At 69.1% G+C, this 22,692-nt stretch carries 20 protein-coding genes and 1 other RNA gene; 5 read left to right on the forward strand and 16 right to left on the reverse strand.

Annotation, left to right across the window (positions count from 1 at the left end):
- Positions 1 to 95: 95 nt before the first annotated feature.
- The 11 genes from ACFWIW_RS23770 to ACFWIW_RS23820 all read right to left on the reverse strand — a co-directional run bounded on the left by ACFWIW_RS23770 (position 96) and on the right by ACFWIW_RS23820 (position 12,388).
- The gene (locus tag ACFWIW_RS23770; RefSeq protein ID WP_378370441.1) at positions 96 to 1,214 is read right to left on the reverse strand and encodes an ABC transporter ATP-binding protein; all 1,119 of its coding nucleotides are present in this window, start codon (positions 1,212 to 1,214) and stop codon (positions 96 to 98) included.
- Positions 1,211 to 2,206, reverse strand: a complete 996-nt coding sequence (locus ACFWIW_RS23775) for an ABC transporter ATP-binding protein (RefSeq protein ID WP_378370442.1) — start codon at positions 2,204 to 2,206, stop codon at positions 1,211 to 1,213. The genes ACFWIW_RS23770 and ACFWIW_RS23775 overlap by 4 nt, the downstream gene beginning before the upstream one ends.
- Positions 2,207 to 2,212: 6 nt before the next feature.
- Positions 2,213 to 3,148, reverse strand: a complete 936-nt coding sequence (locus ACFWIW_RS23780) for an ABC transporter permease (protein WP_126737230.1) — start codon at positions 3,146 to 3,148, stop codon at positions 2,213 to 2,215.
- Positions 3,145 to 4,146: an ABC transporter permease gene (locus ACFWIW_RS23785; protein ID WP_063275656.1), complete on the reverse strand. Its 1,002-nt coding sequence runs from the start codon at positions 4,144 to 4,146 to the stop codon at positions 3,145 to 3,147. Before ACFWIW_RS23785 ends, ACFWIW_RS23780 begins: the two co-directional genes overlap by 4 nt.
- Before the next feature lie 86 nt (positions 4,147 to 4,232).
- Positions 4,233 to 5,774: an ABC transporter substrate-binding protein gene (locus ACFWIW_RS23790; protein ID WP_378370443.1), complete on the reverse strand. Its 1,542-nt coding sequence runs from the start codon at positions 5,772 to 5,774 to the stop codon at positions 4,233 to 4,235.
- Between the two features lie 494 nt (positions 5,775 to 6,268).
- The gene (locus ACFWIW_RS23795; RefSeq protein ID WP_378370444.1) at positions 6,269 to 6,769 is read right to left on the reverse strand and encodes a uridine kinase; all 501 of its coding nucleotides are present in this window, start codon (positions 6,767 to 6,769) and stop codon (positions 6,269 to 6,271) included.
- A gap of 44 nt (positions 6,770 to 6,813) precedes the next feature.
- Positions 6,814 to 7,251, reverse strand: coding sequence for a DUF2304 domain-containing protein (locus tag ACFWIW_RS23800; RefSeq protein WP_378370445.1), 438 nt, complete (start codon positions 7,249 to 7,251; stop codon positions 6,814 to 6,816).
- Positions 7,252 to 7,263: 12 nt separating this feature from the next.
- Complete coding sequence (locus ACFWIW_RS23805) at positions 7,264 to 7,965, reverse strand: glycosyltransferase family 2 protein (protein ID WP_257489823.1); 702 nt, start codon at positions 7,963 to 7,965, stop codon at positions 7,264 to 7,266.
- A gap of 59 nt (positions 7,966 to 8,024) precedes the next feature.
- Positions 8,025 to 10,004, reverse strand: coding sequence for a DUF6541 family protein (locus ACFWIW_RS23810; RefSeq protein ID WP_378370446.1), 1,980 nt, complete (start codon positions 10,002 to 10,004; stop codon positions 8,025 to 8,027).
- A 72-nt stretch (positions 10,005 to 10,076) separates the two neighbouring features.
- Positions 10,077 to 11,375 carry a hypothetical protein gene (locus tag ACFWIW_RS23815; RefSeq protein ID WP_378370447.1) on the reverse strand — a complete coding sequence of 433 codons (1,299 nt, stop codon included), beginning with the start codon at positions 11,373 to 11,375 and terminating at the stop codon, positions 10,077 to 10,079.
- On the reverse strand, positions 11,372 to 12,388 hold the full coding sequence (locus ACFWIW_RS23820; RefSeq protein ID WP_378370448.1) for a glycosyltransferase family 2 protein: 1,017 nt from the start codon (positions 12,386 to 12,388) through the stop codon (positions 11,372 to 11,374). The genes ACFWIW_RS23815 and ACFWIW_RS23820 overlap by 4 nt, the downstream gene beginning before the upstream one ends.
- A 61-nt stretch (positions 12,389 to 12,449) precedes the next feature.
- Here ACFWIW_RS23820 and ACFWIW_RS23825 point away from each other — a divergent pair, with 61 nt between their 5' ends.
- Positions 12,450 to 13,562 (forward strand): UDP-N-acetylglucosamine 2-epimerase, encoded by a 1,113-nt coding sequence (locus ACFWIW_RS23825; protein ID WP_378370449.1) that lies wholly within the window; start codon positions 12,450 to 12,452, stop codon positions 13,560 to 13,562.
- 65 nt (positions 13,563 to 13,627) lie between these two features.
- Here the strand turns inward: ACFWIW_RS23825 and recR are convergent, their stop codons facing one another.
- Entirely contained in the window at positions 13,628 to 14,224 is a 597-nt protein-coding gene (recR, locus tag ACFWIW_RS23830) for a recombination mediator RecR (protein WP_005166260.1), read from the reverse strand.
- A 1-nt stretch (position 14,225) separates the two neighbouring features.
- The gene (locus ACFWIW_RS23835) at positions 14,226 to 14,582 is read right to left on the reverse strand and encodes a YbaB/EbfC family nucleoid-associated protein (RefSeq protein WP_061981974.1); all 357 of its coding nucleotides are present in this window, start codon (positions 14,580 to 14,582) and stop codon (positions 14,226 to 14,228) included.
- Positions 14,583 to 14,671: 89 nt separating this feature from the next.
- Here ACFWIW_RS23835 and ACFWIW_RS23840 point away from each other — a divergent pair, with 89 nt between their 5' ends.
- Positions 14,672 to 15,508, forward strand: a complete 837-nt coding sequence (locus tag ACFWIW_RS23840) for an N-acetylmuramoyl-L-alanine amidase (protein ID WP_378370500.1) — start codon at positions 14,672 to 14,674, stop codon at positions 15,506 to 15,508.
- A 191-nt stretch (positions 15,509 to 15,699) separates the two neighbouring features.
- Here the strand turns inward: ACFWIW_RS23840 and ACFWIW_RS23845 are convergent, their stop codons facing one another.
- Entirely contained in the window at positions 15,700 to 17,259 is a 1,560-nt protein-coding gene (locus ACFWIW_RS23845) for a helix-turn-helix domain-containing protein (protein ID WP_378370450.1), read from the reverse strand.
- 249 nt (positions 17,260 to 17,508) lie between these two features.
- On the opposite strand from ACFWIW_RS23845, the gene ACFWIW_RS23850 reads away from it, so the two are divergent.
- Positions 17,509 to 18,489 carry an ArsR/SmtB family transcription factor gene (locus tag ACFWIW_RS23850; protein ID WP_378370451.1) on the forward strand — a complete coding sequence of 327 codons (981 nt, stop codon included), beginning with the start codon at positions 17,509 to 17,511 and terminating at the stop codon, positions 18,487 to 18,489.
- Positions 18,486 to 19,247 (forward strand): endonuclease/exonuclease/phosphatase family protein, encoded by a 762-nt coding sequence (locus ACFWIW_RS23855; RefSeq protein WP_378370452.1) that lies wholly within the window; start codon positions 18,486 to 18,488, stop codon positions 19,245 to 19,247. Before ACFWIW_RS23850 ends, ACFWIW_RS23855 begins: the two co-directional genes overlap by 4 nt.
- A gap of 345 nt (positions 19,248 to 19,592) precedes the next feature.
- Here ACFWIW_RS23855 and ACFWIW_RS23860 read toward each other — a convergent pair whose 3' ends face one another.
- Complete coding sequence (locus tag ACFWIW_RS23860; RefSeq protein ID WP_378370453.1) at positions 19,593 to 21,602, reverse strand: DNA polymerase III subunit gamma and tau; 2,010 nt, start codon at positions 21,600 to 21,602, stop codon at positions 19,593 to 19,595.
- Positions 21,603 to 21,631: 29 nt separating this feature from the next.
- On the opposite strand from ACFWIW_RS23860, the gene ACFWIW_RS23865 reads away from it, so the two are divergent.
- Positions 21,632 to 22,465 (forward strand): spermidine synthase, encoded by an 834-nt coding sequence (locus ACFWIW_RS23865; RefSeq protein ID WP_378370454.1) that lies wholly within the window; start codon positions 21,632 to 21,634, stop codon positions 22,463 to 22,465.
- Positions 22,466 to 22,550: 85 nt separating this feature from the next.
- Here the strand turns inward: ACFWIW_RS23865 and ffs are convergent.
- Positions 22,551 to 22,647: signal recognition particle sRNA small type (ffs, locus tag ACFWIW_RS23870), an RNA gene on the reverse strand.
- Positions 22,648 to 22,692 lie beyond the last annotated feature (45 nt).

A 22,692-nucleotide genomic window follows, 5' to 3' on the forward strand; every position in this document is an offset into this window, starting at 1 on the left:
GGGGGCGGTGCCCCCCTCTAAAGGCGGCCGCCGCGCGTCACGCCCCCCTTCCCTCGGCTGAGCCGAGGGAAGGGGGCCTTCACGCGCGTTCGGGACTAGAGGATTTCCGCCGCCGAGCCGACATCCGGCAGCCCGCCGACGTCGGGGTTCAGCTCCCCGGCCTCGACGAGTTCCGGCTTGACCTCGTGCGGTTTGATCCGCCCGTCGCGGATGTCCTCCGCGTAATGGCACGCGACCCGGTGCCCGGTGCCGATCTCCCGCAGCTGCGGCCGGTCGGTGTCGCACAGGCTCTGCTGCTTCCACGGGCACCGCGTGTGGAACCGGCAACCGGACGGCGGCCGCGCCGGCGAGGGCAGGTCACCGGCGAGCAGGATCTGCTCGCGGCTGTCCTCCACCGTCGGATCCGGCACGGGGATCGCCGAGAGCAGCGCCCGCGTGTACGGGTGCAGCGGGTTCTCGTACAGCGTGTCGGCGTCGGCCTCTTCGACCAGCGAGCCGAGGTACATCACGCCGATGCGGTCGGAGATGTGCCGCACCACCGCGAGGTCGTGCGCGATCACCAGGTACGTCAGCCCGAGCTTCTCCTGCAGATCTTCCAGGAGGTTGACCACCTGCGCCTGCACCGAGACGTCCAGCGCGGACACCGGTTCGTCGGCGACGATCAGGTCCGGCTCCACCGCCAGAGCCCGCGCGATACCGATGCGCTGACGCTGACCGCCCGAGAACTCGTGCGGGTACTTCCGCAGCGAGGACTCCGGAAGGCCGACGGCGGTAAGGAGTTCGCGCAGCCGCTTGGCCGTCGCCTCCTTGTCCTTGTCGAGGCCGTGCGCCCTCATCCCTTCGGTCAGAATGGATTCCACCGACTGCCGAGGGTCCAAAGAGGACATCGGGTCCTGGAACACCATCTGCATCCGGCGGCGAGCCTTGCGCAGTTCCTCGCCTTTGAGCCCGGCGACGTCGGTGCCGTCGAAGACGACCTTGCCGTCGGTCAGCTCGGTCAGCCGGAGGATCGCCCTGCCCAAAGTGGACTTGCCACAACCGGATTCCCCGACCAGGCCGTAGGTCTCACCCTTGCGGATGGCCAGATCGACGCCGTCGACGGCGAACACGTGCCCGACCGTACGGTCGACCACGATACCGCGTTTGATCGGGAAGTGCACCTTGAGGTCTTCGACCTCCAGCAGCACTTCCTGCGGCGGAACCGTGTGCGTCATCGGACCCCTCCTCGTGCGGCCACGGCCGGGATCACCGGGTTGTGGCAGCGCAGCAGCCCGTTGCGGTCCGGGGTCAGCTGCGGTGAAACCTCCCGGCACACGCCGAGAGCGTTCGGGCAGCGGGGCGCGAAGGCGCAGCCGCCGTCCCACGGGATGTTGTCGGCGACGGATCCCTTGATGGGGATCAGTTTCTCGCCGCGGCCCGCGTCGAGACGCGGGATCGAGGCGAGCAGGCCGTGCGTGTACGGATGCCGCGGCTCGGCGAACAACGCGTGCCGCTCCGCCCGCTCGACGATCTTGCCGCCGTAGAGCACGTTGACCTCGTCGCAGAGACCGGCGACCACACCGAGGTCGTGCGTGATCATGATCAGCGCGGTCCCGGTGTCCTGCACCAGTTCCCGCAGCAGCGCGAGGATCTGCGCCTGGATCGTCACGTCGAGCGCGGTGGTCGGCTCGTCCGCGATGAGCAGCCGAGGGCGGCACGCCAGCGCGATCGCGATCAGCGCCCGCTGCCGCATCCCGCCGGAAAGCTGGTGCGGGTACTCGGAAAGCCGCCGTGTCGGGTCGGGGATTCCGACCTTGTCCAGCAGTTCGGCCGCCTCCACCGACGCCGCCTTGCGCGACATCCCGCGGTGCCGCTCCAGCACCTCGGTGATCTGCAGCCCGATGGGGATGACCGGGTTCAGCGAGGACAGCGGGTCCTGGAACACCATGCCGAGGTCACGGCCGCGGCGGTCCCGCATTTCCTTGTCCGACAGGCGAAGCAGATCCGTGCCTTCGAACGACACCGAACCGCTGACCTGGTTGCCGCGTTTCGCGAGCAGCCGCATGATCGCCAGCGACGTCACGGATTTGCCGCAACCGGACTCGCCGACGAGGCCGACCGTCTGGCCGGGTTCGACGTCGAAACTGACCTCGTCCACCGCGGTGAACGGCTTCTCGCCGCGCCGGGAGAAAACGACCTTGAGGTCGCGTACTTCAAGGAGAGCCATGAAAGATCACCGCCTGTTCTTCGGATCGAGGGCTTCCCGCAGTGACTCGCCGAGCAGCGTGAACCCGAGCGCGACGATGATGATCGCGATGGCCGGGTAGTACGCCAGCTCGGGGCGGATGTCGAGGAACTGCCGAGCGCTGCGGCTCAGCATGATCCCCCATTCCGCCCGGTTCGGGTCCGGGTCGCCGAGACCGAGGAACGACAGCGCCGCCGCCTCGAGGATCGCGGTGGCCAGCGTCAGCGTGGCCTGCACGATGACCGGGCCGAGCGAGTTGGGCAGCATGTGCCGCAACACGATCGCCCCGCGTTTGACGCCGAGCGACGTCGCCGCGAGCACGTGGTCGCTGTTTCTCTGCGCGAGCATCGAACCGCGCAGCAGCCGCGCGAAGATCGGCACGCTGACCATCGAGACCGCGACGATGACGGTCCACTGGCTCGGCTTCTGGAACAGCGCGGCGACCGAGATCGCCAGCAGCAGCGACGGCACCGACAGCATGACGTCGACGAGGCGCATCAGCACGGTGTCGACCCAGCCGCCGAAGGCGCCGGCGAGACCGCCGATGATCATGCCGACCACCACACCGATGATCGTGGCGAGCACGCCGACCAGCAGCGTGTTCTGGGCGCCGACGAGCAGCCGCGAAAGGTAATCGCGGCCGAAATCGTCGACACCGAGCGGGAATCCGGGCTGTGCGCCCGGGATGATGCCCTGCCCGAGGATGACCTGGCTCTGCAGATAACGCTCGTAGGGATCCTTCGGCGCCAGGAGCGGCGCGAAGATCGCCACCAGCAGGAACAGGCCGGTGATCACGGCGCCGGTGATGGCCACCGGGCTCCGCATCATCCGGCGCAGCGCCTCGCCACCGAGGCTGTGCCCCTTCGCCGACGAGGCCGCGAGCCGGTCGATCGGCTCCTTCTTCTTGTTCAGCAAGGTGTTCATCGGACACGCACCCTCGGGTCGATGAGCCCGTACGAGATGTCGACCAGCATGTTCACCAGCACGTAGACCAGCGCGCCGAACAGCAGCAGCGCCTGGAGACGTGGGTAGTCACGCCGTTCGATGCCCTCGGCGAGCAGGAAGCCCAAGCCGCGGAAGTTGAACACCCGCTCGGTCAGCACGGCGCCACCGAGCAGCGCGCCGGTCTGCAGACCGATCACGGTGACCACCGGCAGCAGACCGTTGCGGAGCACGTGACGGCGCCGCACGATCGGCTGAGTCAGGCCCTTCGAGTTGGCCGTGCGGATGAAGTCCTCGTTCAGCACGTCGAGCACCGAAGCACGGGTGATCCGGACGATGACCGCGAGCGGGATCGTGGCCAGCGCGAACGCCGGGAGGATCAGGTGGGTGAGCGCGTCCCAGGCGGCGTCCCATTCCTGGGTGATGATGCCGTCGAAGACCGCGAAACCGGTGACGGTGGTGGCGTCGAGACCCGCCATCTGACGGCCCTGCGAGGGAAGTCCCAGCGGGGCGGCCAGCAGGTCCTGCATCATGTAGCCGAGGAAGAACACCGGCACGGCGACGCCGACCAGGCTCAGCACGATGATGACGTTGTCGACGGCCCCGCCGCGGAACCGCGCGGACAGGTAACCGAACGGGATGCCGAGGCCCACCGCGATGAGCATCGCGCAGAAGCCGAGCTCGATCGTGGCGGGGAGGAAGTTCCCGATCTCCGACATGACCGGCTGGGCGGAGACCAGCGAGTTGCCGAAGTCGCCGGTGATCGCCCGGCCGAGGAACTTGAAGTACTGGACGAAGATCGGATCGTCGAGGCCGAGGAGCTTGTTCAGGTCGGCGATCTTCTCCGGGGTCGCCTTGTCACCCAGGAGGGCGCCGGCGGGGCCACCGGGCAGGGACCGGAGCCAGGCGAAGATCAAAATGGACAGGATCAAGAGCGTCGGTATCGCTTGTAGCAGCCGACGCACGAGAAAACGGAGCACGTGCGTTCCTTTGTTGCCAGCCCGGGAATGGACTTCAGGGGGTGGGCGCGGTAGCACCCACCCCCTGAGCCACTAGTGGTGGTGGATCAGTTGACCGTGACGGTGTAGAAGCGCTCGTCGGTCAGCGGGCTGGCCACCAGGCCCTTCACCTTCGGGCCGACGACGATCGCCGGGGGGCCGTAGGAGATCGGGATGGCGGGCAGGTATTCCATGATCTTCTGGTTCACTTCCTGGTACGCCTTGGTGTGCGCCTCACCGGCGGGCGCGGCGTCCGCGGCGGAGATGGCCGAGAACAGCTCCGGGTTGTTGAAGCCGAACTCCGGCTTCTCGCGGCCGAAGAAGGTACCGACGAAGTTACCGGCGTCGTTGTAGTCACCGGTCCAGCCGAGCAGGTGCACGTCGTGCTTGCCCGCCTTCTGGACGTCGTCCTTGTAGCCTCCGTTCCACGGCTTGGCGATCGGCTCGACCTTGATGCCCATGGCCTTCATGTCCTCGGACAGCGAGGTGAAGATGTCGGCCGGGTTCGGCATGTACGGCCGGGTGACCTCGGTCGGGTAGTAGAACTTCAGCGTCATGCCCTCGGCGCCGGCCGCCTTCAGCAGGTCTTTCGCCTTCTGAAGGTCGTAGTCGTACTTGGTGACGTTCTCGTTGTAGCCGTCGATCGCCTTCGGCACGAACTGCGTCGCGGTCTCGGCACCCTCGGGGAGCTTCGACTTCACGAACTGCGCACGGTTGAGGCCGTAGGCCAGCGCCTTACGGACGTTGGGGTCCTTCAGCTTCGGGTTGTTCTTCTGGTTGATGCCCAGGTACAGGATGTTGAACGACGGGCGGATGAGCACCTGCTCGCCGTCGTTGCGCAGCAGGCCGTAGTCCGCGGGCGACGGGTAGTCGTAGCCCTGGATGTCGCCTGCCTTGAGCGCCTGCTTGCGGGCGTTCTCGTCCGGGATGACCTTGAAGACCAGCTTGTCGAGCTTGGCCGTCTGGGTCGGCGAGTCGGTGGCCTTGACCAGCGTGATCTCACCCTTGGCCTGGTCCCAGCTCTCGAACTTGAACGGGCCGGTGCCGGTCGGGTGCTTCAGCGCGTACTCCGGGTAGGAGAACGAGTCACCGCTCTGGGTGACGGCGTCGGCGTTGTACTTCTTCAGCGCGTCCGGGCTCTGGATCGAGAACGACGGCAGCGTGAAGGCGGCCGGGAAGGCACCCTTGGCCTTGTTCAGGTTCAGGACGGCGGTCGACTCGTCCTTGGCCTGGCAGTCCTTGAACACCGGGGCGCCAGAAGCGTCACCCTCGTTCTTGGCGAAGCCCTCGAAGACGTCGCCGTAGTAGATCATCTGGCTCTGGGCGGCGGCGCCCTTCATGTTGAACATGCGGTTGAAGTTGAAGCAGACCGCTTCGGCGTTGAACGGGGTGCCGTCGTGGAACTTCACGCCCTTCTTCAGGGTGAAGGTCCAGGTCTTGCCTTCGTTGCTGCCTTCCCACTTCTCCGCCAGACCGGGCTCGAGGTCCGCGGTCCCCGGCTTGTTCATGATCAGGGTGTCCATCATCTGGCGGATGATGCGGAAGGTCTCACCGTCGTCGTTGAAGAGCGGGTCGAACGTCTTCGGGTTACCGGCGGCGCCGAAGACCATGGTGCCTCCCGAGCCACCCCCTGCGCCTTCTTCACGCTTCGATTCGGCACAGGCGGAAATGGAGACCGCGAGTGCGCCGGCAAGCCCGATCAGGGCCACACGGCGTGCTCGGGTCACCCGCAGTTGCTGCATCTGGCACCCCTTGAGGAGATTTTCGGTGTTTAGGCACCGTCCGGTCGGTCGGAAACTCGAACTCCACGGACGATCGGTGTGCCCGCCGACACTAGCGGGAACTCAGCCCGCACTTAAGCACGCGAGGTTACGATCGCGCTACACGACGGCCAATACGACCGCAAAGTGTCCGCAATTCCGGACGGAGTGTAATCAATTCCGGACCACTAACGCGCAGAGTGCCGGGTCACTGACTCAAATGGGTGCCCACCACTACAACCAATGGGTCACTGACAAAACAGGACAAACACCGGCGGAGAAGCCGGGCGGCGGTTGCGCCATCGGTCCCGTCTCGTGAGTGGTAAGGACGGTTAGAACCGTCCTTACCACTCACGAGAGGTGACCACACGATCAGCCGCGGCCCTGGTCCCATCGACGGCGAACCACCCGCGCTCGAACAGTTGCCAGCGCCGCAGTTCCGCCCGGGATCCCTCGCCGTCACGCTCGGCGGCGCGGTCGAGACGTTCGGCCTCGGTGCCGCCATCGAGCCAGGTCAGCAGGGACAACGACGGCCGCATCCGCGCGCGGCCACTGGAAACACCTTCCAGCACCAGGACCTCGGGGACCGGGATCTCGACCGCTTCGCCCGGCAGCGGGACGCCACTGGACCAGTCCACTCGCCGGTAGCGGCCGGATCTGCCCGCGCGCAGCGGTTCCAGCACGCCGGCTTCCAGCCGCGGCCACCACGAAACGGGTTCGTCCCAGGTGGCGAACTCGTCGGTGCTCACCAGCCCCACCCGGACACCCCGGCCGGCGAGTCCGGCCACGATCTTCCCGGCCAACGTGGACTTCCCGGAGCCGGATGGGCCATCGACGGCGAGCACGCGGACGGCGCCCAACCTCGGCGGGGCCGCGAAAAGGGCGTCGATCAGCGTGCGCGTGCGGGGCTCACTTCGGGGAGCCCGTTGACGTTGTCGGGAGCAGCGGTCTTGGCTTCGAGGGCCGCGACGCGTTCTTCCAGGTCACGCTGGGCGTCGGCGAGTTCGCAGCGGAGCAGCGCGATCTCCTCGACGGAGGTCCGGACCTCTTCTTCGAGGTGGCCGACCTCGGTCGACAGATGCAACGCGACCAGCGCCAGCACGACACCGGCCAAGAGGAATACGAAGTTCGACGGCGTCTGCACGCCGGTTATCCGCGCCATGAAGTCGGCGGCCTGCGGAACGAGCGCGAGCACGACCACGCCGACGGCGAGGACGAGCCAAACACCCGCGTACTTTTCCCGCAGTTTCCGCCGCCGCATCATCTCGAGGACGACGAACAGCACCAGACAGGCGACGACGATGCTGAGAATGCGCCAGCCAGCCATAATCAGCTCCTTTTACGCCGAATCCGACGAGTCGACGGCGGGACGGCGGCGCACGAGCGCCAGCAGCAGGGCGAGCCCGGCGCGGCCGAGGTAGATGGCCGATTTCACCGGCGAATGGCTCGGCGTTCCGGCCGCCCGTTCGCGCATGATCACCGGGATTTCCTTGATCTTGAGTTCGGCGCGGATCGCCATCACCAGCGATTCGACCGTGTCGCCGAGGTATTCGGCCGGGTAGTACGCGGCGAACAGTTTGATCGCACGCGGGCCCATCGCCTTGAACCCGGAGGTCACGTCGGTGAGCTTGGTCTTCCCGAGCCGGGAGAAAACGACCGAGAGCGCGACCATCGCGTATTTCCGCGGGCCGCTCGCCTTGTACGAGCCCTTGCCCGCGAACCGCGAGCCGATCGCGATGTCCGCGTCGTCGAGCGCGTCCAGCAGGGCGGCGACCTCGTCGGGATCGTGCTGACCGTCCGCGTCCACCTGGACGACGACGTCGTAGCCGCGGGCGGCCGCGTACCGGAAGCCGGTGCGCATCGCCCCGCCGACGCCGAGGTTCACCGCCAGGCGGGCCACCTCCGCGCCCGCCGCGCGGGCGAGCTTGGCCGTGTCGTCGGACGAGCCGTCGTCGACCACCAGCACGTCCATACCCGGCAAAGACTGCTTGACCTGGGAAATGACCGCGCCGACACTGGCCTGCTCGTTCAGGGCAGGCATCACGATGAGTACGCGACGGGTGGTCACGGACGTACTGGACACTGGATCACTCTATCTTCTTACTGGCCGTGAGCGGCGTCGGACCCGGCGGGGGCGCCGGCGGCGACCACACCTTGCTGACCTTCGATTTCGTAAACCGACGCGTCGAGGTTGTGGAAGACGCGTTTGAAACCCGGAGTGATGTCGAGCCGCTGGAGACCCACCGCGGACTGCGCGTTGGGGGCCACCTTGCCCTTGCCGACCAGCACGTAGCGCACCTTGAGGTCGGTGAGCGCCTCGCGCACGCGCGGGTCGCGGTTGATGTCGTTGAGGAACACGCTGAGCCAGCCTGGCTTGGTGGTGAACTCGGCGCCGTAGTTGGTCCACTCGACCGGCTGGACCCCCGCGAGGGCGTACATCCACACCGAGCCGTCGGCCTTGTCGTTCATCACGCGCTCGCCGGGCACGACGTGCTTCCCGAGCCAGGCGTAGGCCTCTTCCTCGCCCTTGCTGACCGAGGGGCCGTCCGCGCCGTAGTTCATCGCGAGCCGCGCGGAGTTGCGGCCGATGTAGCCGCCGCGGCTCAGCACGGTGACCACGAGACCGACCACCAGCGCGCCCGCGATGGCCGCCGTGACCGGGTTCAGATTCGGTTTGCGTTCGCCGAGCTTCTCGGCGAACTTGCCCGACGCGGTGTGCACGAACTCGCCGAACGCGACGGCGCCTGCCAGCGGCACGAGCGCGCCGATCCGCCAGTGGTCGTTGTAGAACACGCCGGTCAGGGTGTGGATGAGCGGGGTCTCCAGCGAGATCGTCGCGGCGAACAGGCCGCCGAGCACCACGTACGCGCCGACCATCCAGAGCATCCGCCGGTGCTTGACCAGGAAGAACACGCCGATGATCGCCGGGATGCCGATCCACCACTGCGGGAACGACGCCATCGGCGAGAACGTGATCGTCTGCCCGAGCGCGCCGGACACGCTGGTCTCCGAGGCCCAGAACGCGCTGGTCACGCCGCCGGCGTTGTAGAGCGCCGGGAGGACCTGCGGCACGCCGAGCACGACGGCCATCACGATCGTGGCCACCAGCGAGGCGGCGCTGCGGCGCCAGCCGATCTTCTCGAAGCGGAACAGCACCGCGAGCAGGATCAGCAGGAAGTAGACCATGATCACGAAGATCAGGCTGGTGTGCAGGCCGGCCAGCCCCGCGACGCCGACGCCGATCGCGAGCGGCCCGGCGACACCGTTCGGCTTGAGCAGCAGGCGGGCGAGCGCGAGCATCGCGGGCACGAGCGCCACCCCGGCGACGTACGGCCACAGCGGGCCACGCCACAGCGAGTCGTACGGGAACGCGGTGAACCAGGTGGACACGGCCGCCGCGGCCGCGGTCGCGAGGACCGGCATCCGCCAGGCGCGGCACATCGCCGCGACCCCGACCGGGACGGTCAGCACGACCGCGAGCGCCGCCAGGTTCAGCGTCGGCATCATCGTCAGGCCGCCCTTGCCGAAGATCAGGGCGAGCAGCGCGTGGTAGGTGTCCGGGTAGAAGTAGTCGTGCTGGTTCGGCAGGTTCGCGATGGTGCCGACGGTCGACGCGCGGGCGTCGCCGTGTTCGGCGATCCAGCGCACCAGGTTGCCGTGGAACGGGGCGTCCCAGCCCTGCTGGACGTTCTCCAGTGAATGCGAGCCGCGCAGGAAGGTCACCGTGCCGACGCCGAGACCGACCAGGACACCGGCACCGATCAGCAGATGATCGCGAAGGGAACGCTTCGACTCGTCGTCGTCTTCGTCCTCGGCCCAGTCCGGGTGCCGCTTCGCGGTGAAGCGGAGCACGAGGAACGAGAGGGCGAACCCGACGACGGACAGCAGCAGCACCCACAGGCCGACGTTCAGCATCGTCCAGCGGATGCCGAAGCGGCCGAGGATCGGGATGCCGATGGCGACGAGGCCGAAGGTGAGCAGCGGGGCCGCGGCGGCGAGGGTCCAGCCGCGCAGCCTGATCGCGGCGCCGAAGACGAGCCCCGGCAGCCAGAACGCCAGCAAGACCAAAAGAACGTTCATCGAATTCGCTGTCCAACCCTATTCGGCGTTAGGAACGCCACCCCGTTCGCGGCGCGCGATGGCGCGGCCACACTATCGAGACGTTTCGGATGGTCGTGCGTTGCCCGGCTCGGGCGTGCCGCGTACCACGAACGCCATCACGACCAGCAGCCCGACGGTCGGTCCGGCGGCGAGCCCGACCACGGCGCGCACGACCGTGTCGCCGGGGAAGAACAGCAGGACCAGCGCGGTCGCGACGACCACGGCGGCCCAGGTGATCAGCACCTTCGTGGCCTTGGCCTGCGCGACGAGGACGGCGGCGAGCAGCTGCATCGCGGCAAGCAGCACCGACGACCAGACCAGCCCGGCCATCCACCAGGCCTCGGGGTCGTTCTTGGCGCCGTAGACCAGGCGCACCACCCACGGGCCGATCAGGTAGCCGATCAGCGCGCCGAGCGCCCCGAGCGCCAATGCCCCCATCGACCCGAGCGCGAGCAGCTTCCGCAGCCGGTGCTTGCCCTCCTCGGTGCTGGACAGGCGCACCACGGTCGGGACCGCGAGGGCCTGGACCGGCGCCATCAGCGTCAGCGGCGTCCTGGCCACGAACAGGGCGAGGAAGAGCACGCCGAGCGCGTCCTTGTCACCGCCGGGCGCGAGCAGGCTGACCAGCGCCGGGTAGCCGGTGATGACGCTGGCGGTGAGCCCCGCGCCCGCCAGCAGCATCAGCATGTTCGTGACGACCGGCTTCGCGGGCACGTCGGCTTCGAGCTTCGGGTCCACCAGCTTGGCGGCGCCGCGGGCGAACAGCAGCCAGGCGAACGAGCCGGTCGCGGCGGCGATGGCGAACCAGTACAGCTGGGTGAGCCCGGCGACCACCAGCGCGGCGACCACGAGGATCCGCACCGCGGCCTCGACCAGGATCAGCCACGAGTAGGACCGGACGTGGTCCTGGCCGATCAGCAGACCGCGCGCGGCGAACTGGAAGGCGAACGACAGCCCGCCCGCGAGCACGATCACGGCGAGCGCGAACTGGCCGCCGTAGACCTTGCCGGTCACCGCCGGGATCAGCGTGAACAGCGCCGCGACGGCGACCGCGACCAGGCTGGTGACGAAGGCGATCACCGCGGGACGGCCCGCCTTGCGGCCTTCGAGCGCGGCGTGCGCGGACTGGCGCGAGATCTCCTGTTCGAGCGGGGACAGGGCGGCGCCGAGCCCCATCAGCATGCCCCAGAAGGAGAGCAGGACGGCGTTGTCGGCAGACGACAGCGTCCGGCCCCAGACCACGGTGAGGACGTAGCCGAGCGCGATGGCGATCAGCAGGTAGACACCGATGCGTCCGGCGGATTTCCCGGTGTCCTTGGCCAGTTTTTCGCTGCTCACCGTGCTGCTCATTTACGAAGCCGTGCTCGCAGTGCCATGAACAGGCCACGGAGCGCCCCGGCGCCGAAACCGGCGGCGAAGACCGGGGTGAGCTGGGCGACGGCCTTGGCCTCGGCCTTGGTCGCGCCGAACTTCGTCACCGCGAACCCGGCGGCCGTCGACCCCGCAGCGGCCAGCGCGACAGCGGTCTTCGGGCGCTTCGCGGCGACGCCGAGGCCGAGCACGCCGACGGCCATCGCGGCGAACAGGCCGTTGCGCGCGGGGCCTGGCGACGCGAGATACGAATCGACGAACGTGGTGCCACGGAAATACGACTGCCCGACGAACTTCTTGAACGAATCGCGGCCGTGGTAGGTCGCGGAGAAGTCCGGGGCGAGGAAGATACGGTGGCGTTCCGCGATCCAGCGCAGAACACCCGTGTCGTCACTGGCGAAACGGACGTCTTCGAAGAGCGACTCGAACGCGTTGGACGAATCCTCGAGAACGTCCTTCGGCGCGGAAAAGAATCCGGTGCCTTTCGGGAAGACGTCGAACTCGTCGATACCGAACGACATCAACCTCGGGTTCGCGCAATAACGGCGCCACGGGATCTTGACCAGCCCGGCCATGAATCCCGCGTACGGATTGTGTTCGGACGCGACGTTGATGTGACCGTTCCACACCGTGCGCTCGGGGTGGCCGACGAGCTGGTCGCGGAGGAAGGTGAGCGAGCCGGAGTCCACGATCACGCGGCTGTCGAGCAGCAGGATCTGCCGCCCCGACGCCTTCGCGATCCCCGCGCGGCGGGCTTCGAACCGGCCGCTGTTCGGCTGGGTGAGGACGGTGATGCCGTACAGCTCCTGCAGCTTGGCGAGCTTGGCGCCGGTGCCGTCGGTGCTGCCGTCGTCGACCACGACGACCTCGACCGGCCAGTTCGCCACCTGTGCCGACGCGATCAGCGCGCCGACACTGCGATCGATCCAGTCCTGCTCGTTGTAGACCGGTATCACGACGGACAGGGCCGGGAGGAGCGAATTCGCACTCACCCCGGCGAGGCTACCTTGCGCGGCCCACCAGTATCCTTCGGGCACCGCAGACCCCGACAGAATGGCTCTTCCGGTGATTTCCTTCATTCTCGGCACCACGGCGGAACTGATCAAAATCGCGCCGGTCTACCACGGCATCCTCGAACGCGGGGTCCGGCCGAAGATCTGGTTCACCGCGCAGCACGTCGACGAGGTCTCGGACGTTCTCGCCGACCTGAACCTCCCCGAGCCCGACGTCTGGCTCGTGCCGAAGGAGAAGGCGCACAACCTGGAGTCGCCCGCGCAGGTGCCGGGCTGGGCCGCGCAGGTGCTGCGGACCGCGTGGGGCCGCCGGGCCGAGCTGAAGGCCGCGCTGGTCGAGGACGGGCGTCCGCCGCTGGTGCTGGTGCACGGCGACACCTTCACCACGCCGTACGGCTCGCTCATCGGGAAGCGGATCCTCAAGTCGCGGGTCGGGCACGTCGAGGCGGGCGCGCGGTCGGGCAGCATCATGTCGCCGCTGCCGGAGGAGCTGAACCGGAAGATCGCCGCGAAGATCGTCGACATGCACTTCGCGCCCAGCGCGCGTGAGGTGAACAACCTCCGCAACGCCCGCGGCGTCGTCGTCGACACCGAGGCGAACACCGCGATCGACGCGATGCGGATGGCCATCAACGGGCCGCTCGACGTCGAGGGCCTGCCGGAGAAGTTCGGCCTCGCCACCCTGCACCGCTTCGAGCTGGTCTCGCGCGCGGACAAGTACCGCGAGGCGCTGGAGATCCTGCGCGAGCAGAGCAAGCAGATGCCGATCCTCTACATGGCGGGCGCGCCCGAGCGCGAGAAGATCCGCTCGCTGGGGCTGGCGAACCTGTTCGACGAGAAGAACTTCATCATCCAGCCGAAGATGCGGTACCTGAAGTTCCTGCCGCTGGTCGCGCGCGCCGAGTACGTCGTCACCGACTCGGGCGGCCTGTCGGCCGAGTGCTACTACCTCGGCCTGCCGTGCGCCGTGCACCGCGAGCGCACCGAGACGCCGCAGCACCTCGGCGAGACCGTCGTGCTGACCGAGATGCGCGGGGACAAGCTGCAGAACTTCCTCGACACCTACCAGAACCGCCGCGGCGAGTCCTGGGTCGACAAGTTCCATCCGTCGGAGATCATCGTCGACACGCTCGCCCGCTTGGGCTACTGCTGACGTTGTAGCGCGTGAAGGCCCCCTTCCCTCGGCTGAGCCGAGGGAAGGGGGCCTTCATGTACTCCTTAGAGAGCCCGCCGGCCGGAGAGGGCGCGTCCCAGCGTCAGCTCGTCCGCGAACTCCAGGTCGCCGCCCATCGGCAGCCCCGACGCCAGCCGCGTCACGGTCAGGCCGGGGAAGTCGCGCAGCATCCGCACGAGGTACGTCGCGGTCGCCTCGCCTTCGGTGTTCGGGTCGGTCGCGATGATGATCTCGCTGATCTCGGCGCCACCGATCCGCGCGAGCAGTTCACGCATGCGCAGCTGCTCCGGCCCGATACCGGACAACGGGTCCAGCGCGCCGCCGAGCACGTGGTAGCGGCCCTTGAACTCGCGCGTCCGCTCGACCGCGAGTACGTCCTTCGGCTCTTCGACCACGCAGATGACCGTGAGGTCGCGGCGGGTGTCGCGGCAGATCCGGCAGGTCTCCTGCTCCGAGACGTTGCCGCAGACCTCGCAGAACTGCACGCCTTCCTTGACCTTGCCGAGCACTTCCTGCAAACGCGCGATATCCGCGGGATCGGCGGCCAGCAGGTGGAAGGCGATCCGCTGCGCGCTCTTGGGACCGACGCCGGGCAGACGCCCGAGTTCGTCGATCAGATCCTGGACGACACCCTCGTACAAGCTAGCCGCCGAGCCCGGGGAAGCCACCGAGGTCCGGCATGCCGCCGCCGAGGCCGCCGGCGAGCGGGCCGAGCTTCTGCTCGGTGAGCTTCTGCGCGTTGGCCGAAGCGTCCCGGACGGCCGCGACGACCAGGTCGGACAGGGTCTCGACGTCGTCGGGGTCGACCACCTTGGGGTCGATGGACAGCGACTTGAGCTGGCTGTCGCCGGACACGGTCGCGGTGACCAGGCCGCCGCCGGAAGTACCGGTCACCTCCGTGTTGGCCAGCTCTTCCTGGGCCTCGACCAGCTTCTGCTGCATCTGCTGTGCCTGCTGCATGATCTGCGACAGGTCGAAGCCGCCACCGGGTTGCGCCATGATCCGATCGGTCCTCTCCTGGGAAATCCCGTGCCGCCTACCAGCCTAGCCGTCACCCGTGTGGCACCGTGGGCGCCGTGCGACGACGGATGGGCCTTGTGGTGGCGATCGGATTGACGCTGTTCACGGCGTGCGGAGTGGACACCCCGGCGTCGTCGCCGTCGAGTCCGCCCCCGCCAGGCACCACCACGGTCCTCACCACCCTTCCGGAGCCGAGCCCCACGACGAGCGCTCCGCCGTCGAGCGCGCCGTCTTCGAGCAGCCGGCCGCCGAAGACCGGCAAGGTCGTCGTGCTGGATCCGGGTCACAACGGCGGCAACGCCGGCAAGCCTGGCGAGATCAACAAGCAGGTCCCGGCGGGGCGCGGCAAGACGAAACCGTGCAACACCACCGGAACCTCGACGAATTCCGGCTACACCGAGCACGCGTTCACCTGGGACGTCTCGCAGCGGATCTCGCAGGCCTTGGTGGCCAAGGGAATCCGCGTCGTCCTGACCCGGCAGAACGACACCGGCGTCGGGCCGTGCGTCAACGAACGCGCCGCGATCGGGAACGACGCCGCGGCGGACGCGGTCGTGTCGATCCACGCGGACGGCTCGAATTCCGCCGGAGCGCACGGTTTCCACGTCGCCTACTCGGCGCCGCCACTGAACGCCCAGCAGGGCGAGCCCTCGGTGAAACTCGCGACCGCGTTGCGGGACGGCCTCCGCGCGGGCGGCTTCCCGACCTCGACGTACCTCGGTTCGAACGGGCTCGCCCCGCGCGCCGACCTCGGCGGGCTCAACCTCTCGACCCGCCCCGCCGCGCTCGTCGAATGCGGGAACATGCGCAACGCCGCCGAAGCCGCGGCGATGGCGAGCGAAGAGGGACGGCAGCAGTACGCCGCCGTCATCGCGAAGGCGATCGAGGACTACCTCGCCGGTTGAGGCGAACGCCCCCGATCGCGCGCCCGGTTGATGTCATGATGTCCAGTTCTCGCGAGGGTCGTGAGTGACAAAGAGGGTTAGAACGATCATCGCCACTCACGACCCCCGCGCAAAGCCCCAAACCGGGCTCAACTGGCGAAGTCCTTTGCGGACAACCTATCTCCGACAATTCCGGACGCCACGCGTGTCGTCTAAGGCTTGAGCAACACCGGGCTCCCGGTGATCTCGACGGAGCCCGACTCGATCGCCGGCCGTGTCCCGTCGAGGCGTTCCGCGCTGCCCGGCGCGGACAGCCGCACGGTGCCCGAAGGGGCCCACGCGATCCGGAACTCCGTGCCGTTCCGCGTGAACCGGCAGCGCCACAGGTTCTCCGGCAGGCCCGCGCGCGTGCCCTCGCCGCAGGACCGGATCTTCGCGCCGTCGAGCCAGCGGCCGAGCCGTTCGACGTGGGCGGCGGCGCGGGTCGGCGGCCCGCCCGCCGGTTGGAGCACGATCGGCACGCGGTCGCTTCCCCAGTTGTAGAAGTACATCCGCTTGAACCGCGCGTACAGGCCGGTCAGGAAGAAGCGGGCGGCGTGGTCCGAGGCGACGGCGGGATCGACCGGCGGCTGCAACGGTACGTCGAAATCGGGGCCGGTGCTCCACAGGTTCGCGTGCCCGTTGGTGCGGTGGAAACTCCGCTGGATCTCGTCCGCGACGGCGAGCATGGTCTCCGGCGGGTCCGCCATCCTGCCCGGATGCAGTTTGACCGCGGCGGCGTCGCAGCTCTCGTAGCCGCGGAGCTCGCCGAACCGTTCCATGACCCGCCGATACGCGGGATCGGCGAGGTGCCCCATCGACGGGCAGACCACGGTCGCGCCGGGATCACCCGCCTTGATGATCCGGCTCGCCCGCCGGACCATCTCCACCAGCCGTTCGACCGGGCCGGTGAAGTACTTGGGGTGGTTGGCCATGTCCCACAGCTCGTAGGACTCGATCCGGCCGCGATACCGCTCGACCACCTTCCCGACGAACGCGTCCCAGTCCGCGAGGTCGTCGGGCGGCGCCGCCCGGGAGCCGTCCGGGTAGGCCGACGGCGGTCCGCCCGGCGCCGCCCAGCCAGGGGTGCCGCCGAAGACGTACAGCACCGGGAGCCGCGCCCGGTTCGCGCCGTCGACCAGCCTGTCCAGAGTGGACCAGACCGGCCTGCCGCGGTCCGGTTCGAGGTTCTGCCAGCGGGTTTCCGAATCCCAGAGCCGGACGGCGCCGACGCCGAACGTCGGCATCAGGCCGGTCTCGCTGTTGGCCGTCACCCCGAAGAACGCACTGTCCACAGAGGACGGGAACTCGGTCCACATCGGGGCGTGGAGCGCAGGCGCGACCGGTTCCGCCGCGGGCACCGCGCTCGCCCCGGCCACGGTGACCATGACCAGCGAGGCGAGCAACGGCCACCAGCCGACCCGGTTCCGCCTCCTCGGCTCGGGCACCGGACACGGGGCGGGAGGCGCGGACGCGACCCCTCCCCGTGCCGCGTCCGCGCGTTCCCACAGCCGGAAGAGCTTCGACAGTTCGTCACGCTCGGCCTCGCAGACCGTCGCGATCCGTTCCAGCGGGCCGAACGCGGCCGGCACGCTGACACCGCTGCAGTAGCGGTGGACGGTCGATCGGCTCAGATGCGCCTTGGCGCCGATCCGTTCGTAGCTGTGCCCGCTACGCCGTTTCAGCCCTTCGAGCAGTTCCGCCAAGGCCCGGCCGTGTTCTCCTCCTGCCATGGGTCCCTCCCCCGGGTGTTGCCCACGAAGCGTCACCGATGGCCCGCGAACGGGACACACCTTTTCGTCCCAGCGAAAACACCACCGCCCCCGAGCGTCTCCGAAACGTCTCACGCGCCCGCGTCTCCGCAGGTCAGCGCTGGGTCGCCGTCCCACCCTCCCGGATTGGTCCGATCGGCTTGTCTCAGCGCGTCCGGCACGTTTGAGTTACCGCCGGGGAAGAAAATGCCGTCTTGAGGGGGACGAGGCATGACTCTGCGCATGATCTTCGATCGGAAGGATCTCCAGGGGATCCGGATCGCCGAAGCACCGGACCCGCTGTGGGAGCTGGTCCTCGGTTCGCATCAGCTGAGGGAGGACCGCCCGTCGGCCTGGCGGCAGCGGGTCCGGCTGAACCTGCGTCAGAACGAAGGCGCGACACGATCGCTGAAGACGCTGTTCACCCTTGTCCCGCCGAAGGGGAACTTTCCCGACTTCCTGACCCCGCCCACGTCGGCGGGCTCCTTCGAAAGCGGGCTCGAAGCGGTGGCGTGCACCCCGCGCGGACGGCTGAGCGCCGATCTCCGGACCGTGTTCACCGGCCCTGCCCCGACCTGGGTGAAACGACTGGCCGACGGCGATCGCGACGAGGTCCACGGGGTCGTCGGCGCGCTGCGCGACGCGTACGACCTGATGATCGAGCCGTTCTGGCACAGCATGCGCGAGACCGTCGCCGCCGACCGGGCCCGGCGGGTCCGCACGCTGGCCACCGAGGGGGCGGGGGCGATGATGCGCGGTATCCCCGGCGTCCGCGGCTGGGACGGCGAGGTGCTGGAGATCGCGTACCCCCGGCAGCGGACCGTCCATCTCGGCGGCCGGGGGCTGACCTTGATCCCGAGCCGGTTCTGCGCGAACACGCCGGTCACCTTCATCGACCCGGCGCTGCCGCCGGTGCTGCTGTACCCCGCCAGTGTGACCAGCGCCCGCCCGGTGGACGTGTCACCCGAATTGGTGGCGCTCCTCGGCCGGACCCGTGCCGAAAGCCTCGGCGCGCTGCGGGTCCCGCGCACGACCAGCAAGCTGGCCTCATGCCTCGGCACCTCGATCGGCACGGCCAGCAAACAGGCCGCCGTGCTGCGCGAGGCCGGGCTCGTCACCAGCGTCCGGCACGGCAGCGCCATCCTGCACCACCTCACCCGGCTCGGCACCGCGCTGCTCACCGGGGAACTCGACGAAGGGACCGCTCCATGAAATCGGTACTCGCCGCCGTCGCTCTGCTCCTCGGCACGGCCGCCCCCGCCGCCGCGGCCACGGATTTCCCGGTGCTGCAGATGAACCTCTGCCGCAGCGGGATCGCGAACTGCTTCAACCAGGGCGGGACGAACCCGATGACGAAGGCGGCGAGCACGATCGTCGCGGTGAACCCGGCCGTCGTGACGTTGAACGAGGCATGTTCGTCGGAGACGACGAAGCTGGCTGCCGACGTCAAGGCGCAGTCGGGCCGGGCCTACACGGTCGTGTGGCAGCCCGTCGGCAAGAAGGAGAACGGCCGGACGACGCCGTATCCGTGCACGTCAGGGCGTGGCGAGTACGGCATCGCGGTGCTGGCGAGGCAGGACCTCGGAGCGGTGAAGGCGCGCGAAGGAGGCTACTACGGGCCTCAGGACGGCGGCACGGAACAGCGTGCCTACCTGTGCGCGAAATTCGGCACGGTGAACGCGTGCACCACGCACCTCTCGACGAAGCGGCCCGCGGTCGAGCAGCAGTGTCAGGACCTGAAGGGGCTGCTGGCGAAGTACGGCACCGGCACGGTGTTCGGCGGCGACCTGAACCTGCGTTATCCGGGCGATCCGAGCGCGCAGGCGTGCGTTCCGGCGGGCTCGTTCCGCAAGGGCGACGGCAGCGTGCAGCACATCATCGCCGGCGGCGCCTTCGGCTTCGGAAGCTCCGGGAAGACGTCGATCCCCGGCACCGACCACCCGGCCTGGCGGGTCACCCTGACCCGCTGACCCCCGCATTTCGTCCTCTGAATGCGGTACTTGCGCGTGCAAGCACCGCATTCAGAGGACTACTTGCGTTCGTCGAGGGGCGGGCGTTGAGGGGCAAGGCGACGTGGCGTACCCGCGAGGAGCGTGGTGTCGCGAAAGTGGCTTTCGCGACACCGCGGCTTGCCCGCTACGAGCCACAAGCGGCGGTCCGGGGCCTGATGCTGTTCCCAATGTCGCATTGGAGACGCTGAGCGTCTCCAATGCGACATTGGGAACGGCGACGGCCGGACACGCCAGGCCAAGCGGGCACCCGCATTTCGTCCTCTAAATGCGGTACTTGCGCGTGCAAGCACCGCATTTAGAGGACTACTTGCGTTCGTCTAGGGGGCGGGCGTTGAGGTGATCGGCCAGCAGTTTCCGGGCGATCTCTTCCGGATCCTGCTCGGGCGGGAGCGGCGGAGGCGGCGGCGCGGGGCTCGCGTCCTCGTTGTAGAGGTCCTCGTCCTCCTCGACCGGCTCGGGCGGGAGCGGGATGTCCGGCTCGCTGGTCGTCACCTTCGGCCGCTGGGGCTCCGGCTTCGGTGTGGGAGCCGCCGGAGGGGCGCTGGGCGCTTCGGCGGACCGGCGGGTGAAGGATCGCTCGGGCGCCGGTGGCGGCGGCGCGGCCTTCGGAGCCGCGGCCTGCCGGGGCTGCGCGGCGCCGTGGACGCAGCGCACCTGCCAGTCGCCGCCGAAGACCTCCTTGAACGCGGCCGCGACCCGCTCCGCGTTGTGCGGTTCGGAGAGCCGTCGAGCCAGCGGCTCCGCGCTGTGTGTGAGGGTGACGGCGTGGCCTTCGACGCTCACCACGCTCGCCTGGGTGAGCATCGCTTCGGTGCTGCGGCCGCCCGGAACCTTGCGGATCGCGGCGAGCACGTGCGGCCACCGAGCACGGATCCCGTCCGCGTCCGTGCCGCCGGAAGCCGCGGCCGGGGCGGGCGCGGCGGGCGGCGGTGCCGGCGCGGCAGGGCGTTGCGGGGCGGGCCGCTCGGCGACCGGCTCGGGTCGCGCCGCGGGTTGAGGGGTGGGCTGGGGGGCCGGCTGCGGAGCGGGCGCGGCGGCTCGTTGCGACGGCCGCTGGAACTCACGGACGGGCTCACCCGAGGGAGGAGCGACAGGCGCGGACTGCGCCACCGGAGCCGCTTGCACGGGAGCACCGGCAGCGGGCGCCGGAGCCGAAGCGGCGCGGCGCTCGAGCCGTTCGAGCCGGGCGAGCAACGCATCGGTGCTCTCGGCGACCGACGGCAGCAGCATCCGCGCCGTCAGCAGCTCCAGCACCAGCCGGGGCGAGGTCGCGCCCCGCATCTCCAAGAGTCCATTGTGGACGATGTCGGCGTAGCGCGAGAGCGTGGCGGGCTCCAGTTTGCCCGCCTGTTCCTTCATCTTCTTGAGCTCGTCGTCCGGCGCGGAGACGAGGCCGCGTTCACCCGCGTCCGGCACCGAACGCAACATCACCAGGTCGCGCAGGCGGTCGAGCAGGTCGGTGGCGAACCGGCGCGGGTCGTGCCCGGCCTCGGCGAGCCGCTCGACGGTGCCGAACACGGCGGCCGCGTCGTCCGCGGCCAGCGCGTCGACCATGCCGTCGATGAGCGCGACGTCGGTGACGCCCAGCAGCGACACCGCGCGCGAGTAGTCGACGCCGTCCGGGCCGGCCCCCGCGAGCAGCTGGTCGAGCACCGACTGCGTATCGCGCGCCGAACCACCGCCCGCGCGGATGACCAGCGGATACACCGCGGGCTCGACCGTCGCGCCCTCGGCGGCGACGTTGCGTTCCAGCAGCTCACGCATGGAGCTGGGCGGGATCAGCCGGAAGGGGTAGTGGTGCGTCCGCGACCGGATGGTGGGGAGCACCTTGTCCGGTTCCGTGGTCGCGAAGATGAAGATCAGGTGCTCCGGCGGCTCTTCCACGATCTTCAGCAGGGCGTTGAAACCCTGCGTGGTGACCATGTGCGCCTCGTCGATGATGAAGACGCGGTAGCGCGAGTCGGCCGGGGCGTAGAAGGCCCTGTCCCGCAGCTCGCGGGCGTCGTCGACACCACCGTGGCTGGCCGCGTCGAGCTCGGTGACGTCGACGCTGCCGGGGCCCTCGGGCGCGAGGTTGCGGCACGAGTTGCACTCGCCGCACGGATCCGGCGTCGGGCCCTTCGCGCAGTTCAACGACCGCGCCATGATGCGGGCGCTGGACGTCTTTCCGCAGCCGCGCGGGCCGGAGAAGAGGTAGGCGTGGTTGATGCGACCGGCGGCCAGCGCGGTGCGCAGCGGATCGGTCACATGCTCCTGCCCGACGACCTCGGCGAAGGTAGCCGGACGGTACTTTCGGTATAGAGCTAGAGCCACGCGGCGAGACTACCGGGAGGGCCCGACAGGTGAGACCGGCACCGACCCCCGGCACGTATCCGGTGCGCTTCGGCACCGCCGAACTGCTGCGGGACGCCGACCGTCCCAACGCCTGGATGATCTCGGTCGACGGCGTCGCCCAGTCGCACGTCAACCTCGACGATCCCACGGATCTCGAGTTCGACTACATCCGCCGGATCGCCGACGTCGTCGACTGCCTTGGCGAAGGCCCGCTCGACGTGCTGCACGTCGGCGGGGCGGCCTGCACGCTGCCCCGCTACGTCGCCGCGGCGCGGCCGCGGTCACGGCAACTGGTGTTCGACGCCGACGGTGAACTCGTCGCGCTCGTCCGTGAGCAGCTTGGTTTGAAGGGGCTGAAGGTCCGTGTCGGCGACGGCCGTGAAGGCGTCTCCGGCAGGTACGACGCTTCGGCCGACCTGGTCATCGTGGACGCGTTCGAACGCGGGATCCTGGCCGGCGGGCTCGCGACCGTCGAGTTCACGACCGAGGTCGCGCGGGTCCTCCGACCGGCCGGAACCTACGTCGCCAACGTGTCGGACGGGCCGAACCTGCCGTTCCTCCGCCGATTCCTGGCGACACTCGCGACATCGTTCCCCCACCTGGCGATCCTGGCCGAGCCGGGCGTCCTCCGGGGCCGCCGCTTCGGCAACATCGTGGTCGCCGCTTCCCGCGTCGAACTCCCGGTCACCGACCTGACCCGCCGGGCCGCCTCGTCCGCCTACCCGGCGCGTTGCGTCGCGGGAGAAGACCTCCGTGACCTGCAAGGCAAAGCGAAACCCATCGCGGACGCGGAAGCCCTACCGTCCCCAGTACCGCCAAAAGACGTCTTCGGGATCTTCTAGCCCGCACGCGGTCACCCAAGCGACCAACCGTGGGGGTCCGGGGGGCGAAGCCCCGCCGGGCGGGCTTGGGGTCGCACCCCAAAAAATAAGGCGGACCCCGCGCACCCGTCAGAGCTTGCTTATCCTTGCTGCCTTCCGGCCCTGGGGAGGTTCACAAGATGGACGCCGCGCGGGATCCGAGGACCAGTGTAGTCACTCCCGTCCCGGCATGGAGGACAGTGGGGGGT

Origin of the sequence: Amycolatopsis sp. NPDC058340 (assembly GCF_042723975.1) — a bacterium.
In the GTDB taxonomy this organism is placed as follows: domain Bacteria; phylum Actinomycetota; class Actinomycetes; order Mycobacteriales; family Pseudonocardiaceae; genus Amycolatopsis.

Bases quoted from the DNA above. Each gene is read 5' to 3' on its own strand.
- ACFWIW_RS23775 (WP_378370442.1), bottom strand. From the start codon at position 2,206: ATGGCTCTCCTTGAAGTACGCGACCTCAAGGTCGTTTTCTCCCGGCGC.
- ACFWIW_RS23855 (WP_378370452.1), top strand. From the start codon at position 18,486: ATGAAATCGGTACTCGCCGCCGTCGCTCTGCTCCTCGGCACGGCCGCC.
- ACFWIW_RS23850 (WP_378370451.1), top strand. From the start codon at position 17,509: ATGACTCTGCGCATGATCTTCGATCGGAAGGATCTCCAGGGGATCCGG.
- ACFWIW_RS23815 (WP_378370447.1), bottom strand. From the start codon at position 11,375: ATGAGCAGCACGGTGAGCAGCGAAAAACTGGCCAAGGACACCGGGAAA.
- ACFWIW_RS23845 (WP_378370450.1), bottom strand. From the start codon at position 17,259: ATGGCAGGAGGAGAACACGGCCGGGCCTTGGCGGAACTGCTCGAAGGG.
- ACFWIW_RS23825 (WP_378370449.1), top strand. From the start codon at position 12,450: ATGGCTCTTCCGGTGATTTCCTTCATTCTCGGCACCACGGCGGAACTG.
- ACFWIW_RS23800 (WP_378370445.1), bottom strand. From the start codon at position 7,251: ATGGCTGGCTGGCGCATTCTCAGCATCGTCGTCGCCTGTCTGGTGCTG.
- ACFWIW_RS23770 (WP_378370441.1), bottom strand. From the start codon at position 1,214: ATGACGCACACGGTTCCGCCGCAGGAAGTGCTGCTGGAGGTCGAAGAC.
- ACFWIW_RS23790 (WP_378370443.1), bottom strand. From the start codon at position 5,774: ATGGTCTTCGGCGCCGCCGGTAACCCGAAGACGTTCGACCCGCTCTTC.
- ACFWIW_RS23805 (WP_257489823.1), bottom strand. From the start codon at position 7,965: ATGCCTGCCCTGAACGAGCAGGCCAGTGTCGGCGCGGTCATTTCCCAG.
- ACFWIW_RS23810 (WP_378370446.1), bottom strand. From the start codon at position 10,004: ATGAACGTTCTTTTGGTCTTGCTGGCGTTCTGGCTGCCGGGGCTCGTC.
- ACFWIW_RS23840 (WP_378370500.1), top strand. From the start codon at position 14,672: ATGGGCCTTGTGGTGGCGATCGGATTGACGCTGTTCACGGCGTGCGGA.
- ACFWIW_RS23835 (WP_061981974.1), bottom strand. From the start codon at position 14,582: ATGGCGCAACCCGGTGGCGGCTTCGACCTGTCGCAGATCATGCAGCAG.
- ACFWIW_RS23780 (WP_126737230.1), bottom strand. From the start codon at position 3,148: ATGAACACCTTGCTGAACAAGAAGAAGGAGCCGATCGACCGGCTCGCG.